Source organism: Longimicrobium sp. (assembly GCF_036280135.1).
GTDB lineage: Bacteria > Gemmatimonadota > Gemmatimonadetes > Longimicrobiales > Longimicrobiaceae > Longimicrobium.
Window position 1 is genome coordinate 1 of the sequence record NZ_DASURI010000423.1, and the last position, 14,041, is coordinate 14,041.

The following is a 14,041-nucleotide window of genomic DNA, read 5'->3' on the forward strand; positions in this document are numbered from 1 at the left end:
TCCACCGGCGCCGGCCCGCGGAACGCCGCCACCGCGTCGCGCATCCGCGGAAACAGCAGGGCGGCGACCATCACCATCGCCGTCACGGCCACGGCGCCTACCCACCGGCGTCGGGCCCGGCGCGGCGTCGCATCCGCCCCGCTCCGCCCATCGTCCGCCGGCGCGGGGGACGATGCGGATACGCGCACGGGACGGCCTTCCGCGCGATCCGCATCCACCGTCCCCGCATCGACCGCGACCGTGATCGGATGCGGCGGATTCGGATCGGAAGCAACGGAATCGGCCGGAGGGGAATCCGCCGGGTGCGACGGGAGCAGATGCGGATCGGCGGAACGCGCGTCGGGCAGACCCGCATCCGCCGATCGCCCTTCGGCCGGATGCGCATCCACCGAAACCGGGTTCGTGGCGGCGAGATCGGCGGACGGAGCGGGGCGGATGGCGGGCGGGATCAGCGTGGGCTCGGCGCGGACGCGGAGGGCGCGGCGCAGGGCCTCGGTCTCCGGCGCGGGCTGCACCTCCAGCTCGCGCATGAGGCGGGCGGCAAAGCGGTCGTACTCGCGCAGGGCGCCGGCCGGGTCGCCCGCCTCGGCCAGCAGCTCCATCAGCCGGCGGACGCTGGGCTCGTCGTCGGGGTCGATCTCGCACGCGCGGCGGGCCAGCGCCACGGCACCGGCGGCGTCGCCCCGTCCCCGCGCGGCCTCGGCGGCGCCGCGGGCGGCGGCCAGGGCCACGTGCCGCAGCCGCACCCGCTCGGCGTCGCGCCAGTGCTCCCACGCGGGGCCGGCGTCCACGTGCAGCCCCGCCAGCAGGTCGCCCCCGTAGTGCGCCAGGGCCCCCGCCACGTCGCCCGATGCCAGCGCCAGCTCCATCCGCCGCACGTCGCAGGTGAGCACGTCCGCCGCCACCTCCACCACGTCGTCCGCGCGCGCGGCCAGGATGCCCGGCGCGGCCTTGCGAAGAAAGCTGAGGGCGTTGCGCAGGGCGGCCCGGGCGCGGTCGTCCGGCAGCTCGGGCCAGAACGCGGCCAGCAGCAGGTCGCGCCGCACGGGTCCGTGCGGACGGGCCAGGGCCACGTACGCCAGCAGCGCGGCGCGCTTGGGCTGGGCCAGCACGGGAGCGAGCGAGGCGCCGTCCGGACCGCGCAGGTCCAGCGTGCCCAGGGTGCGGAGGTCGTACACGGGGGGACTCGCGGGGAGGGAAACGCGAAGGTTCTGCAAAGTATCCGGCCCACGGGACGCCGCGCAACGCCAGGGATACGCGTGGGATGCGGCTGGGATACGCCGGCCTGCCATCGTTGGTACGCGGGTACGGGGGCCGTAGGTCCACGCCCCGCCCGCCGGGCCTGACCGGGCCCCTGTCGTCCCTTCCATCCGGAGCCCCAGATGTACGTCCTTTGCACCCACGCCGTGCGCGAACCGCGCGAGTTCTGGGAGCGCGCCACCCAGGCGCTGCCCAACCTTCCCGAAGGCATCCGCGTCCACACCGTGTACCCCAACGCCGACGGCACCCGCGGCGTGTTCCTGTGGGAAGGCGAGTCGGTGGAGCACGTGCGCGCGTTCGTGGACGGCGCCACCCGCGACGTCTCGGACAACGACTACTTCGCCGTGCGGGCGGAGGATGCGCGGGGGTTGCCCGCGTGAGGGCGCCGTGGATGGCGGCCGGGCTGATGATGATGGCGGCCCTTCCCGCCCAGGCGCAGCCGTGCGGCACGCGGACGGGCGGCGCGCCCACGCTCACGGCGGGGCAGACGGTGCGCGGCGCCCTGGCCCGCGAGGACTACACGCTGCCGGGTGACCGGTACAACGGGACGGACGCGTGCACGGGCCGCCCCTACGACAGCTACTTCTACGAGGCGCAGGCGGGCGAGCAGCTCACGTTCGTCCTGGAGTCGCGCGAGATCGACCCCGAGGTCACGGCCACCACGCACTGGCGCGGCGGCGGGCCCAAGGACGTCGTGGAGCAGCGCGGCCGCCGCGGGCGCACGCTCACGGCCACGGGCCGGGTGCCGGCCGCGGGGCGCATCCTCATCCAGGTGGCCAGCAACGTCTCCCTGGGCCGCCCCGGCTCCACGGGCGACTACATCTTTACCGTGCGCTCCAACCGCCCCGGCGGATCCGGCAACGCCAACGGCGGCGGCGGATCGGCGTCCGGCTCGGAGCTGCGGATGAACGGCCGCGCCACGGGCGAGCTGGCCGCGGGCGACCGGCAGCTGGCCGACGAGTCGTTCTACGACGACTACACCTACCGCGCGCGGCGGGGCGAGCGCATCACCGTCCTGCTTTCGTCCGACGACTTTGACGCGGTGCTGCACGTGGGCCGCGCGGGCGGCGCCAACGGCACGCTGGAGAACGTGGCGGTGGACGACGACGGCGGCGGCGGCACCAACTCCCGCGTGGAGTACACGGCGGACCGCGACGGCCCGGTGGTCCTGCGCGTGAACAGCCTGGCGGGCGGCGAGACGGGCCGCTACACGCTGCAGGTGCAGCCCGGGGGACAGGCACCCCCCAACAACAACCAGGGCAGCGCGGATGAATCCATGCTGACCGTGGGGCGGCCCGTGCAGGGCGAGCTCACGGCGGGCGGCCGCACGCTGGACGACGGTTCGTACTACAAGGACTACCTGTTCCAGGCGCGCCGCGGGCAACGCGTGGTGGTCCGCCTTTCGTCCGACGACTTCGACACCGTGCTGGGCGTGATGGTGCTGGGCGAGAACGGGCAGATGCAGGAGCCCGTGATCGATGACGACGGCGGCGGCGGCACCAACTCCCGCGTGGAGTACACGGCCCGGCGCGACGGCCCGCTGGTGGTGCGCGTGAACTCGCTGTCGGCGGGCGAGACGGGCCGCTACACCCTCGTGGTGGAGTCTGCCCGCGGGTCCGCCGCGCCGCGCGCCGCCGCCCCGGAGCAGGTGGCGTCCGCCGATCCCACGCCGCTGCGGCTGGCGCAGGCCGTGGAGGGCGAGCTGGGCCCCGGCAGCGCGCGCCTGCGGGACGGCACGCCGTACGACCTGTACACCTACGCCGCCCATGCAAGCGAGGCGCTGGTGGTGCGGATGTCGTCGGACGACTTCGACGCCCGGCTTTCCGTCACGGGGCCCACACGTCACCCGTCCGTCACCTCCACCGTGGAGGACGACGACGGCGGCCCCGGCACGGACGCCCGCGCGGAGTACCGCGCCATGGCCGGCGGCCCGCTGCTCATCCAAGCCCGCGCGTTCACCCCGGACGACGCCGGCCGCTACACGCTCATCGTCAAGCCGGCGGAACGCCCCGAGGCCGCGAACGATGCAGAGGCTACGAACGACGCGGCGCCGCGGACGGAACGCGCGCCGGCGCCCCCCGCGGAGCACGCATCTGCCGCCCCGCGGACGTCCGCCCTCTCCGCCCCGCGCTTCGCCGCGCCGAACGCGTCCGCGTCGCTGGCGGCGGCGGACGGGCGGCTGGTGCCCGGGTCCGCGCTCCCCTTCGCGCCGGCCGTGCCGACGCGCCGGCGCATGCCGGCCGTCTCCGGCGGCGGCAGCGGCGCGTGGGTGCTGGTGGCCCTGGGCGCCGGGCTCATCTTTGGCGGACGGGCGCTGGAAAAGACCTCGGCCGAGCCCCTGGGCGCCCTCATCCGCTACACCGGGTACGCGGCCATCGCCTTTGCCCCCATCGGCGCGTGAGCCGCACTGCCATCCATCCGGGACACGACATGACGCGATCGATCCGGACCGCCGCCGCCGCGGTCCTCCTGCTCCTGGCCGCGGCGCTCCCCGCCGCGGCCCAGGAATCCGCCGACGTCCGCGAATCCGCCCCCGCGCCGTCCGCCTCGATGGCGGCGCCCACGTGGGACGCGCGGCTCACGCCGGCGCCCGCCACCGCGCGCGAGACGCGGATGTCCGCCGCCATGCCGCACCAGGTGACGGGGGTGACGCTCATCGCCGTGGGCGCGGCGACCATGTACGCCACCAGGCAGATGGAGGGCGAGGACGGGGAAGACGGCGTGCCGCTCTTTCCCTTCCTCACGGGCACCATGGGCGCCCTCTCGTTCTGGTACGGCGTCTACAAGCTGTTCCGCGAGTGACGCGCATCTCCTGGCTGGCCGCCGCGGCGCTCGTCGCGGCGGCCCCGCTGGCCGCCCAGCCGGACGCGGCGGCCTGCGCGCACGAGCCCTCCGCCACCGCGCCCGGCGAGATGACGCGCCACCACTGCGTGGGGGCGCGGCTGCACCGCGACGTGCGCGTCTCCATCGACCTCCCCCCCGGCTGGGCGCTCGCCGCGCGCGACTCGGCGGGGCTGCTGCTGACGGCGGGGGACGGCGCCGCGCGCGTGCGGGTGCTCGCCGCGGACGCGTTTCCCGAGCCGTTCACGGCAGCGGACACGGCGTTTCTGCGCGAGCAGGCGCTGGCCATCCTGGCGGAGGCGGAGTTCACCCTGGCAAGCATCGAGGACACGCGGCTCGTGCGACGCGAGCGCATTGACTCCGTCCGCGCGCGCATCACCCGGCACCAGCAGGGGGACAGCGTGCTGGTGGCCATGACGCGCGCGCGCTCCGCCGGCTACGGGGGCGAGGAGGTGGTGGAGGCGACGGTGGAGATCCGCTCGCTGGCGGGCCAGCCGGCGGGCTACCTCTCGGAGCGCGTGCGGGGCCCGGCGGGCGACGCGCGCGTCGTCACGTACGTCGCCGCGCGCGACGGCGCCGTCTTTGTCCTCACGTTTCGCACGCCCGAGGCGGATTTCGCGGCGCGGACGGACCTCTTTGACCGCGTGCTGGCCTCGTTTCATCCCCGCACGGAGCGCAGGGACGCGCCGGGCATCATCGAAAGACAACCAGAATGACCGTCATGGGATGGATTTCGCGCGCCGCGCTGCTCGTGGCCCTGTGCGCCCCCGCCACGCTCGCCGCCCAGCCGGACGCGCCGCGCCGCCAGCCCACGTGCGTCCGCGAGGCGTCCGTCGCGGCGGAACCGGTGGCCACGCGCTACGCCTGCGCGGGCACGGGCGCCAACGGGGCCGTGCGCGTTGCCGCCTCGCTGCCGGACGGGTGGGACGTGGAGTGGCAGGACTCGGGGCACCTGGTGCTCGCGGCCTCGCAGGGCGACGTCGTCATCCAGGTCGCGGGCGCGGACCAGCTCCCGGAGCCGCGCACGCCGGAGGACACGCTGGGCTTCTGGATGCGCGCCACGGGGATGGCCGCCGGGCGCGAGGTCCAGTCCGCGGACGAGGTGGACGCCTTTCGCGACGAGGCCGGCGGCCGGATCGACACGGCGCGCGCGCTGGCCACGCTGGCGCAGCTGGACGATGACCTGCTGCGGGCGATGGCGCAGGCGCTCTCCGTGGAGGAGGACGAAGGACGCACGGTCACGCGGCACCAGCTGGAGGTGCGGGAGCTGGCGGGCGAGCCGGCCGGCTACCTGGCCGAGACGTGGACGGAGGACGGGACGGAGTGGTCCGCCGTCTCGTACGTCACCGTGCGGGATGGCGCCCTCTTCATCGTCAGCCTGCTGACGCCGGAGGCCGCCTTTTCCAACGCCGTCCCCGTCTTCGAGGGGGGACTGCCCGCGTTCGCACCGCGCACGGAGCGGTGGTGATGCGCATCACAATGGAGAACAACCGGGAATGACGATGACCCACATCCGCCTTGTCGCCGTGGCCCTGGCCGTCCTGGCCGCCGCGCCCCTGGCCGCGCAGCCGGACACCCGGCGCCTGCCCACGTGCATCCGCGAGGCGTCCGCCGCGGCGGGGACGGAGATGACGCGCCACGGCTGCGCGGGCACGGGCATGGACGAGGCCGTGCGCCTGTCCGTCTCGCTGCCGGCGCGCTGGGAGGTCGCCTGGCAGGACACGGCGGACCTGCAGATCACGGCCATGGACGGCGACAACGCCATCTACGTGGTGGGCGGCGACCAGCTCCCCGCCCCGCTGAACCGCGCGGACACGCTCGCGTTCTGGCGCCGCGCCACGGAGCTGCGCCTGCGCCGCGAGGTGACGGACAACGACGTGCGGGCGTTCCGCGACGAGGCCAACGGCCGCGCCGCCACGGCGCGCGAGCTGGCCACCCGGGAGCAGCTGACGGACAGCGCGCTGCTGGCCCTGGTGCAGGGGCTGTCCGTCACCCGCGACGGGCACGCCGTGCTGCGCGCCGAAACGGAGGTGCGCATCCTGGCCGGCGAGCCGGCGGGCTACCTGTCCGAGGTGGCGGAGCTGGGGGGCGTGCGGTGGCGGCTCACGTCGTACGCCACCTACCGCGACGGCGCCATCTTTCTCGTCTCGCTCAATACGCTGGAGCCCGACCACGACGCGCTGCTCCCCGTGTTCGAGCGGGTGCTGGCCTCGTTCGATCCGCGCACGGAGCGCTGGTGATGGTGATGGTGATGGTGATGGTGAACGCTCGTTCACATTCGACGCGCGCGCGTACCTCGGCGGGCCGATCATGCGGCGCGGTGATCCTGGCGCTCGTGGACACGCAGGAGGCCGGCCCCGAGCATCGGAGCCGGCCTCTCGTTTCGCATGCAAGATCCTTCGTCGCCGCCATGGCTCTCCGCGCGAACCAGGATCGCGCGGCTGGAAGGGAGGGTTGGCTGTGGGCATGCAGCAGGCCCCGCGCGAGTGCCCCCTCCGGGCTCGCGGAGCTCACCCACCTCCCCCAAAACCCCTGGGGGAGGTTGAACAGCTGCCGTTATCCCACAGGGTCCGGCGAGCCGCTGGAGGACTCAGGACGACGCGTCCAGGAATCGCGGGAGATCGAGACGTGGACACGCAGGAGGCCGGCCCCGAGCATCAGAGCCGGCCTCTCGTTTCGCATGCAAGATCCTTCGTCGCCGCCATGGCTCTCCGCGCGAACCAGGATCGCGCGGCGGCTCCTCAGGATGACGCTTCTTCGGCCGATCAGGTGTGAGGATAACGCTCTGGCGGCCCGAGGGTCATTCGCGCGAGTCTCGCCCGCGCGGCGAAGGATGCCGCAGTTCCAGGCCTGCCCCTTGGTCCCCGCGCCGGCGCTCTGCCGGTCCACACGCAGCGTGTCGGCGTGCGTCGGGGCGGCGGCGTAACGGCGCGCGCACTCCCCGCGCGCGCCACGAGCGGGATCACGCCACGTCAGCATCCACAACACGACCGCGATCAGCGGGATCGCCAGCCACACGCGGACGGCGCTCCTGTCCCACCCGTCCGTGAACCGCGGACCGCGCCTCGTCATCCTCCCTCGCGCAGCAGCGTGAGCGTGACGGTGCCATCGCGGTGAACGGCGCGATACTCCCCGTACCGCCCCAGGTCCCGGAGCGCCGTCGCCGCCGCGCGTAGTCGGGCGGAAAAGCGCCCCTCCTCGCCGCGCCAGGTGGACTGGAACGCATCGTCGTTTCCGCGTTCGATGACAATCCGCACGTCGCGCTTGTACCCGAGCGGCTTGAGCGGGATCGCCAGCGGCCGCGAACGATCGCTCCATCCCCGCAGCGCCGCATCGATCGCCGGACGAAACGACGATCGCCCGACGTTGTAGAAGATCGGCTGCATGCCGCCCTCCGGCCGACCCTCCCTCGCCCGCCGCGCCATCACGTCAGGTCCTCGTCGCCCCCGGCGAGCATGGCGGCCTTGCGCGCGCGGAACGCCTCCTCGCGCGGCGCCATGTACTCCCGCAGCTCGTCGAAGCTCCACGGGCGGTAGTCGCACGCGTCCACGCCCACGTCCTTCACCAGCATCCACGGCTGCTCGGCGTCCTGCGCGCCCAGGCGGGCGTGCACGTGTCCGTACAGGTGCCACACGCCGTGAAAGGAGCGGTTCCAGCTGCGCATGGGATAGTGGTTGAGCCAGATCCCCTGCCCCTCCACCTCGATGAGCCCCTGCTCGATGGCGTCGTTGAACGCCGGGCCCATCCCCCGGTGGTCGTGGTTGCCCCACACCAGGTACACGTTGCGGCAGCGGATGCGGTTGCGGTACCGCTGCGCGTCCACCAGCCCGCCCGTGCAAAAGTCGCCCAGGATCCACAGCATGTCGCCCTCTTCCACGCGCTCGTTGATGGCGTCGAGGAGGGCGTCGTCGTGGCGGCGCAGCGTCTCGTCGGATACGCGCCACTTGCCGCGCGGGCCCAGCGTGCGCAGCAGCTCCTGCTCCGCCTCGGAAAGAAACGGGCGCTGCGTGAAGCGGATGATGTTGGCGTGGCCCAGGTGCAGGTCGGCCGTGAACCAGACGTTCATGGATCGGTGGGGCGGATGGATCGAAACGGATGACCGCAGGGCCGAAAAGATACACCCGTTGCGCCCCGCGCGGCAGTGGCCCCATGGGGACGATGCGCGATCACGATGCGCCCCCGCTTGGAGAAATCGCCATGTTTGTACAGATTCCATCCCCTTCGTACGTGCCCGGCGGATGGAAAGGACCCCGATGAGCGAGCGGCGGCGGTTTCGCGGACGGACGATGAAGCACCCCGCGCTCCCCGCCCCCGATCCGGCGCCGGGCGACGCAGCCCCGACCCTGCACGATCCATGGCGGCGACGAAGGATCTTGCCCGCGAAGCGACACGGCGGGCTCTCGTGCGTGAGGTCCGCCCCGAGTCTCGCACACAAGATCCTTCGTCGCGCCAAAACGATTGCCACGTCAGGACCTGCGCGGCGCTCCTCAGGATGACGCTCGCCGGGCTCCGGCGCGCATCCGCGCGAGGCGGCGGACGCCGATCCCGCGCGTCCCGAGACAGACGGGTAAACGCTGGCGATGCGCTCCGGCGCGTGGGCGCATTCCACGACCGACGCGACCGGACGCCGCACGGCAGGGGCGGATGCCACCCCTCCAGTGCCACCGGTCCACGTCCGTGGCGGATGACGAGAGAGCGGCGCGGGGCAGGTGCCCCGCGCCGCTCCTCGTTCTCCATCCACCGGCACGGTCAGGACGACGACCGCTCGTACTGCAGCGTGGTGGCGCGGATCAGGGGCTGGAGAAGTCCCTGGCTGGCGTACACCGTCAGGTCGAACACGTACGACCCCGCGGGGATCAGCGGCTGGCCGGTGGCCCACCCCAGCACGCCCGCCTGCACCTGCGACACAAAGCTCGCCGCCTGCGTCCAGTCCCAGTCCGTCTGCGGCGCGAACAGGAAGCCGGGCACCAGCAGCACGGGCACCAGCACCGGAAGCCCGCCCGCGGCAATGGGGTACGCGTACGACGCCGCGAGGCGCACGTTCACCTGGTCGCCCGCGGACCAGCTGTTCTCGCTCGTGAACAGCGCCTGCAGGAACGTGCCCAGCGCCTGCGCGATGGGCGTGGGGTCCGCCCCGATGGCGATGGGGTCGCTCCCCGTGACCAGCGGCGCCACGCTGCTCGCGAAGCTCGTGAGCGGCGTGCGGTACACGAACGCGTCCGCCGTGGCCACGCCCTGGATGAGCGAAAGGTTGCGGGCGATGGACACCCCCGCGCGCCCGCTTTGCCGCGTGAGCGGGTTCACTCCCGTGAACGCGTACGTCTGCGGCCCGGGAAGCTGCAGCGTGGGGGGAAGCGGCGGCCACGCCGCCGGGTCGGTGTCGGCCTCGCCGCCCGGCCAGGCGAACACGAACCGCTGCGGAAGGGCGGCGGAGGCGGACACGTTCGCCGGATAGGTGTAGGCCGCCTGCGTGCTGCCGGGCGCGCCGGCCGCCGCCAGCTGCACCTCGCTCCCCGCGATGGTGGCGTAGACGGACGGCCAGAGCGCCACCGGGTTGGCCTGCGGCTGCCCCGTGTGCGGGTCCACGGACGTCACCAGCAGCTGCGTCAGGTTGCCCTGCGCGTCCTGCTCCTTCTGCATCTGGTACGCGTACGTCTCCACCGGCGGGACGAAGATCGCGGCGAACGTCATCGCCTCGAACGCGTCCGCCACCCCGCCCACCAGCGTGGCCAGCGTCTGCACGGCGGCCTGCGTGGTGGGGCTGGGCGTCCCCGGGTTCATCAGCGGCAGCAGCGCCAGGTCGTCCTTGAGCGCCGGGTACACGGCCATGAACTGCGCCAGCGCGCCAAAGACGGCCGTCAGCACGGCATCGTTGCCCACGCCCGTCACCGTGGCCGTGGGGTCGCCGTTGAAGCCCACCACCACCATGGGCGTGTCCTGCTCGGCGTCGTCGTGCTGGTACACGAAGCCGAAGTCCCACCCCAGCAGCTCCGCCGCGGTGGAGGGATCGTCCACCGTCTGCCGCGCGGCCTGCGCCACGAGCGTCGCGGGCCCGGGGTAGGCGCGCAGGGGGATGGGGATGTCGACGGCGCCGATCTCCCCGTGCGCGTCGTCCAGGGGCAGGATGAAGGTGAGCCACTCCGATCCCTCGTAGTCGCCGATGACGGACGACGGATCGGGCATCTCCAGCTCGTTCACCACGTAGTCCAGCGTGAGCTGCGCCTGCCGGTGCTCCGCCGGCGCCTTGACGCTGAACAGGAACGTGGCCGTGGCGCCGGACAGGAGCGACACCTTGGCCGTGCTGAAGCTGTACGCGCTCGGCTGCCCGTCGTCCCCCGTTCCCGCGCCCGACGCGGTGAGCTTGCCGGAGATGCGCGGGGCCGAAAGCGTCGTCCCCGATCCCCCCGTCACCGTCACGGGCACCTGCACCAGCGAGCTGACGGTAAAGGCGGACGAGAGCGACGTGAGCAGCGCCTGGAACATGGCCCCCTGCGCGTCGGGGAGCGATCCGTCCGGCCCGCCCTGCAGGATGGGCATCACCCGATCGCTGAGCGACGTGGCCAGCCGCCGCTTGTCTTCCACGATGCGTACGACGGCGCGCTGCGCGGGGTCGCTCGCCGCGTCGCCCGCGAAGGCGGGGACGGCCGTGGCGGGCGCCAGGAACACGTCCACCGCCTCCAGGAAGGTGTTGAGCCAGACGTCCAGGTCCACCGCCTGGAAGGTGCGCGGCTGCGGCGTGTCGCCCAGCCCCGTTCCGCTCGTGTACGGGGCGACGTTCACGCTGCCCGCCATCAGCGACGTGCTGAGCGGCGGGATGGCGTAGCACACCGTGCCCGTCCCCTCGAACTGGTAGGTGACGATGGGCCCCGCCCCGTTGCCGAAGTTGGCCACCCAGAACGTCGCGGCCGATTCGTCGTCGTCCTCCGCCAGCGGCGAGCCCGTGGCCACGTTGAGCCCCGGGAGCGCCGCCTGCAGCGCGGTGGCGAACTCCACGAAGGTGAGCGTCCCCGCCGCGTCCGGCTCCGGCGACACGGGCGACACCGCCTGCGCCACGGTGGCCACGTCCGCGAAGTCGGGGTCGATCCACTGCGGGTCGCGGGTGGTGTAGACGTTCACGGCCAGGGAGAACACCGGCGCGGTGAACGACGGCTTCAGCGTGACCGCCAGCCCCGGCGGCGACGCGGGCGGAACGGGGAGCACGGGCGCGTTCGCCGGCACCAGGCCCTTTACGTCCGCCAGCGCCTGCGCCACGTCCGCCACGGGGGTCTGCGCGCCCTGCAGCGCCAGCCGGTTCGCCACGGAGTTCAGCGTCTCGTTGGGGCCCGTCACCAGCGCGGGCGAGCCGAGCGGCAGGGAGATGCCCGGGGCCAGCAGCCCCCGCAGGGCCGCGTTCCCCGCCGCCAGCGTGGCCACGTCCGTCCCGTACGCCGCGGCCAGCCCGGAGAGCGTGCCGTCGCCGTTGGCGCCGCCGCCGTCCCCCCGCATGGCCGGGGTGATCCACGACCCACCCGGCGCGAGCAGGCCCTGCTGGCCCGCCACGTCCGTCCCCAGCGTGCCCACGTCCACCGTGACGCCGATGCCGGCGAAGCGCGCCACGAGGGTCTGGAAGGTGTCGCCGTCCTGCGTGGGAACGCTCTTGCCGCTGGCCGTGTCCGTCACCGTCTGCCCGCCCAGGAGCAGGCCGGGGAGGTCCGGGTTCAGCGTGGCCAGGGCCGATGCCTGCGCGCCGTACCTGCCGGCGATGCCGCCCAGCGTGTCCGAAGCCAGCGCGGCGTACGTGGCGTATCCCCCGCCCGGGCTGGCCAGCACGCCGGGGATGGACACGGAGGCGCCCGGCGCGAACGCCGCGGCGGGGTTCGCCGTGCCGAGCTGGTCGGGGGTGACGGCGTTCTCCGCCGCCCAGGCCGCCAGCGAGTCGTCCGGCCCCGGCGCCACGGGCGAGGGGTTCGCGCCGATGTACAGCGGCGTGGCCGGCGCGAACACGTTGGCCGTGGACGCGTTCAGCGTGGCCAGCGACCCCACGTCCGTCCCCAGCAGCGCGGCGAGCGACGCGAACGTGTCGCCCTCCGCGATCAGCACGTCGCGCACGGGGAGCGTGGTCCCGTCGGGAAAGAGGCCCACGATGTACTGGTTGGCCACGGCCACCTGCGCGGCGCTGGCGGCCAGCGCCGCGGCCGCGCTGGCCAGCGTGTCCTGGGCCGTCGTCGTGTACGTCGCCGTGCCGACGGTCAGCACCACGCCCGGCGCCAGGAACCCCGGCGTGGGCGCGATGGCCGTGGCGATGGCCTCCACCGCCGCGTGGGCCCGGGCCGCCGCCGTGCTGAACGAATCGGTGGACGACGCGTCCGCCGTCCGCGGGGCGGACACCAGGTCCGTTGCCGCCATCAGCGGCACGGACGCGTTCTGCTGCGCCAGCGACGCCGCCGTGAGCCCGAACGAAGACCAGCGCGGGCTCGTGGCGATGCCGCCCAGCGTGTCGCCCTGCAGCACCGCGTACATCTGCGGCACCGTGAGCGTCTCCCCCGCGCCAAAGAGCGAGACGACGGTCCGCGCCTGGTTGGCCGCGAACAGCTGCGCGGGGGCCAGCCCGTACGCGTCCGCCACGGCCTGCACCGTCGTCGTGCCGTCCCCCTCCACCGCGATGGCCTGGAGGGCGGACAGGGCGTCCAGGTAGATCCACGCGCCGTTGGCCCACGACGCAAAGGCGTGCGCGGGAAGCGGATAGCGTCCGGCCGCCGTCAGGGAGCCGCTGTCCAGCGTGGTCCCCAGCGAGAACCGCACGTCCGGCTGCGAAAGCTGGTAGACGATGCGCGTGTAGCTCGTGAGGTCCGCCTGGATGGCCGCCAGCGCCGAGTCCACCGCCGTCGCGGGCGCGGGGACGTAGCGCGACTGCTGCATGGACAGGGACAGCGACAGGGCGGCCGGCGATCCCTGCACCGTGTAGCCCACGGCGAGCGAGGGCCAGGCGGGGAGCGCCACGAGGTCGTCGAAGTAGCCCACGGGAACGTGCACGGGGGAGAACGCGGCGGGAACGGGCTGCAGGTTGCCGTAGATGTCCTGCAGGTCCAGGTCCACCACCACCTGGTTCACCGTGCCCAGCGCGGAATCGTAGCCCACGCCGTTGTACGGGTTGGCGGACGCGGGCGGGAGCGCGGGCGATGCGCTTCCGTTGTGCGCCGTGGCGAACGGGGCGACGGCGAGCGTCTGCTGGTAGAACCACTCCAGCGCGGGCTGGTCGTCCACGTCCTGCGCGCTCAGCCCGTCCGTGCCGGCCTGCAGCGAGTCCGCCGGGGTGGTGGGCAGCCCCGCGCCGCTGGGCAGGAACGCGCTCCCGCCATCCACCGACCACCCCACCAGGTTGAACAGCGTGCCCACGGTCTGCGCCGGGGTCAGCTGGTCGTAGGGGAGGTTGTCCGGGTCCGGGTTCGTCCGCGTGGCCTCAAAGCCCACCATTCCCGGGTCCACCGTGGCCTGGGGCCGCAGGACGCCGGGCGCGAGCTGCATCTGCGCGCCGGGGGAAAGGATGGGGGCCGTGGCGTTGGTCCCCGCCGCCAGCAGCGTGTCCACGTCCGTGCCCTGCGCCGCGGCGATGGAGGCGAACGTGTCGTTGTAGCCGATGGTGTACGTTCCGCCGGACGGCAGGGCCAGCGCCGCGCCGGGGATGAGCAGCAGCGGGACGGCGGCGTTGAAGCCGGCCACCTGCGCCGGCGTGTACTGCGTCCCCCAGGCGGCGTTGAAGCTGGCGGCCGCGCTGGTGAACGAGTCGTTCGCCACCACCGTGTACGTGGCCGGCTGCACGAAGACGTTGGTCACCGTGGTGTCGATGTTGTCGGCCACCACCGCGCAGTTGGTGAACGCGTGCAGGGCCGCGTCCTTCGTCTTGGCCTGCGAATCCAGGATCACGATGAGCGAGAGCGTGGCCGAGCTCCCCGTTCCGAAC

General features: G+C 73.7%; 10 protein-coding genes. 6 read left to right on the forward strand and 4 right to left on the reverse strand.

Features of this window, described 5'->3' with window-relative positions:
- Window positions 1–1,178: BTAD domain-containing putative transcriptional regulator (locus tag VFZ20_RS13590; RefSeq protein WP_329684435.1), on the reverse strand; the 1,178-nt coding region annotated here is incomplete at its 3' end.
- Window positions 1,179–1,382: 204 nt separating this feature from the next.
- On the opposite strand from VFZ20_RS13590, the gene VFZ20_RS13595 reads away from it, so the two are divergent.
- From VFZ20_RS13595 to VFZ20_RS13620, 6 genes are read left to right on the forward strand one after another with little or no spacing between them, the layout of a single operon-like run.
- Window positions 1,383–1,640: a hypothetical protein gene (locus VFZ20_RS13595; protein ID WP_329684436.1), complete on the forward strand. Its 258-nt coding sequence runs from the start codon at window positions 1,383–1,385 to the stop codon at window positions 1,638–1,640.
- An 11-nt stretch (window positions 1,641–1,651) separates the two neighbouring features.
- Window positions 1,652–3,661 carry a hypothetical protein gene (locus VFZ20_RS13600; protein WP_329684437.1) on the forward strand — a complete coding sequence of 670 codons (2,010 nt, stop codon included), beginning with the start codon at window positions 1,652–1,654 and terminating at the stop codon, window positions 3,659–3,661.
- 29 nt (window positions 3,662–3,690) lie between these two features.
- The gene (locus tag VFZ20_RS13605) at window positions 3,691–4,062 is read left to right on the forward strand and encodes a hypothetical protein (protein WP_329684438.1); all 372 of its coding nucleotides are present in this window, start codon (window positions 3,691–3,693) and stop codon (window positions 4,060–4,062) included.
- Entirely contained in the window at window positions 4,059–4,817 is a 759-nt protein-coding gene (locus VFZ20_RS13610) for a hypothetical protein (protein WP_329684439.1), read from the forward strand. The genes VFZ20_RS13605 and VFZ20_RS13610 overlap by 4 nt, the downstream gene beginning before the upstream one ends.
- The gene (locus tag VFZ20_RS13615) at window positions 4,814–5,569 is read left to right on the forward strand and encodes a hypothetical protein (protein ID WP_329684440.1); all 756 of its coding nucleotides are present in this window, start codon (window positions 4,814–4,816) and stop codon (window positions 5,567–5,569) included. Before VFZ20_RS13610 ends, VFZ20_RS13615 begins: the two co-directional genes overlap by 4 nt.
- 34 nt (window positions 5,570–5,603) lie before the next feature.
- On the forward strand, window positions 5,604–6,341 hold the full coding sequence (locus VFZ20_RS13620) for a hypothetical protein (RefSeq protein ID WP_329684441.1): 738 nt from the start codon (window positions 5,604–5,606) through the stop codon (window positions 6,339–6,341).
- Between the two features lie 828 nt (window positions 6,342–7,169).
- Here the strand turns inward: VFZ20_RS13620 and VFZ20_RS13625 are convergent.
- The 3 genes from VFZ20_RS13625 to VFZ20_RS13635 all read right to left on the reverse strand — a co-directional run bounded on the left by VFZ20_RS13625 (window position 7,170) and on the right by VFZ20_RS13635 (window position 14,004).
- A complete protein-coding gene (locus tag VFZ20_RS13625; protein ID WP_329684442.1) occupies window positions 7,170–7,487 on the reverse strand; it encodes a hypothetical protein in 318 nt (105 codons plus the stop codon).
- 38 nt (window positions 7,488–7,525) lie between these two features.
- Window positions 7,526–8,167 carry a metallophosphoesterase gene (locus VFZ20_RS13630; protein WP_329684443.1) on the reverse strand — a complete coding sequence of 214 codons (642 nt, stop codon included), beginning with the start codon at window positions 8,165–8,167 and terminating at the stop codon, window positions 7,526–7,528.
- A 683-nt stretch (window positions 8,168–8,850) separates the two neighbouring features.
- Complete coding sequence (locus VFZ20_RS13635) at window positions 8,851–14,004, reverse strand: LysM peptidoglycan-binding domain-containing protein (protein ID WP_329684444.1); 5,154 nt, start codon at window positions 14,002–14,004, stop codon at window positions 8,851–8,853.
- Window positions 14,005–14,041 lie beyond the last annotated feature (37 nt).

What these genes read in the sequence shown, in the direction of transcription:
- VFZ20_RS13630 (WP_329684443.1), bottom strand. Translation starts at nt 8,167, where the DNA reads ATGAACGTCTGGTTCACGGCCGACCTGCACCTGGGCCACGCCAACATC.
- VFZ20_RS13615 (WP_329684440.1), top strand. Translation starts at nt 4,814, where the DNA reads ATGACCGTCATGGGATGGATTTCGCGCGCCGCGCTGCTCGTGGCCCTG.
- VFZ20_RS13625 (WP_329684442.1), bottom strand. Translation starts at nt 7,487, where the DNA reads ATGCAGCCGATCTTCTACAACGTCGGGCGATCGTCGTTTCGTCCGGCG.
- VFZ20_RS13620 (WP_329684441.1), top strand. Translation starts at nt 5,604, where the DNA reads ATGACCCACATCCGCCTTGTCGCCGTGGCCCTGGCCGTCCTGGCCGCC.
- VFZ20_RS13605 (WP_329684438.1), top strand. Translation starts at nt 3,691, where the DNA reads ATGACGCGATCGATCCGGACCGCCGCCGCCGCGGTCCTCCTGCTCCTG.
- VFZ20_RS13595 (WP_329684436.1), top strand. Translation starts at nt 1,383, where the DNA reads ATGTACGTCCTTTGCACCCACGCCGTGCGCGAACCGCGCGAGTTCTGG.
- VFZ20_RS13600 (WP_329684437.1), top strand. Translation starts at nt 1,652, where the DNA reads ATGGCGGCCGGGCTGATGATGATGGCGGCCCTTCCCGCCCAGGCGCAG.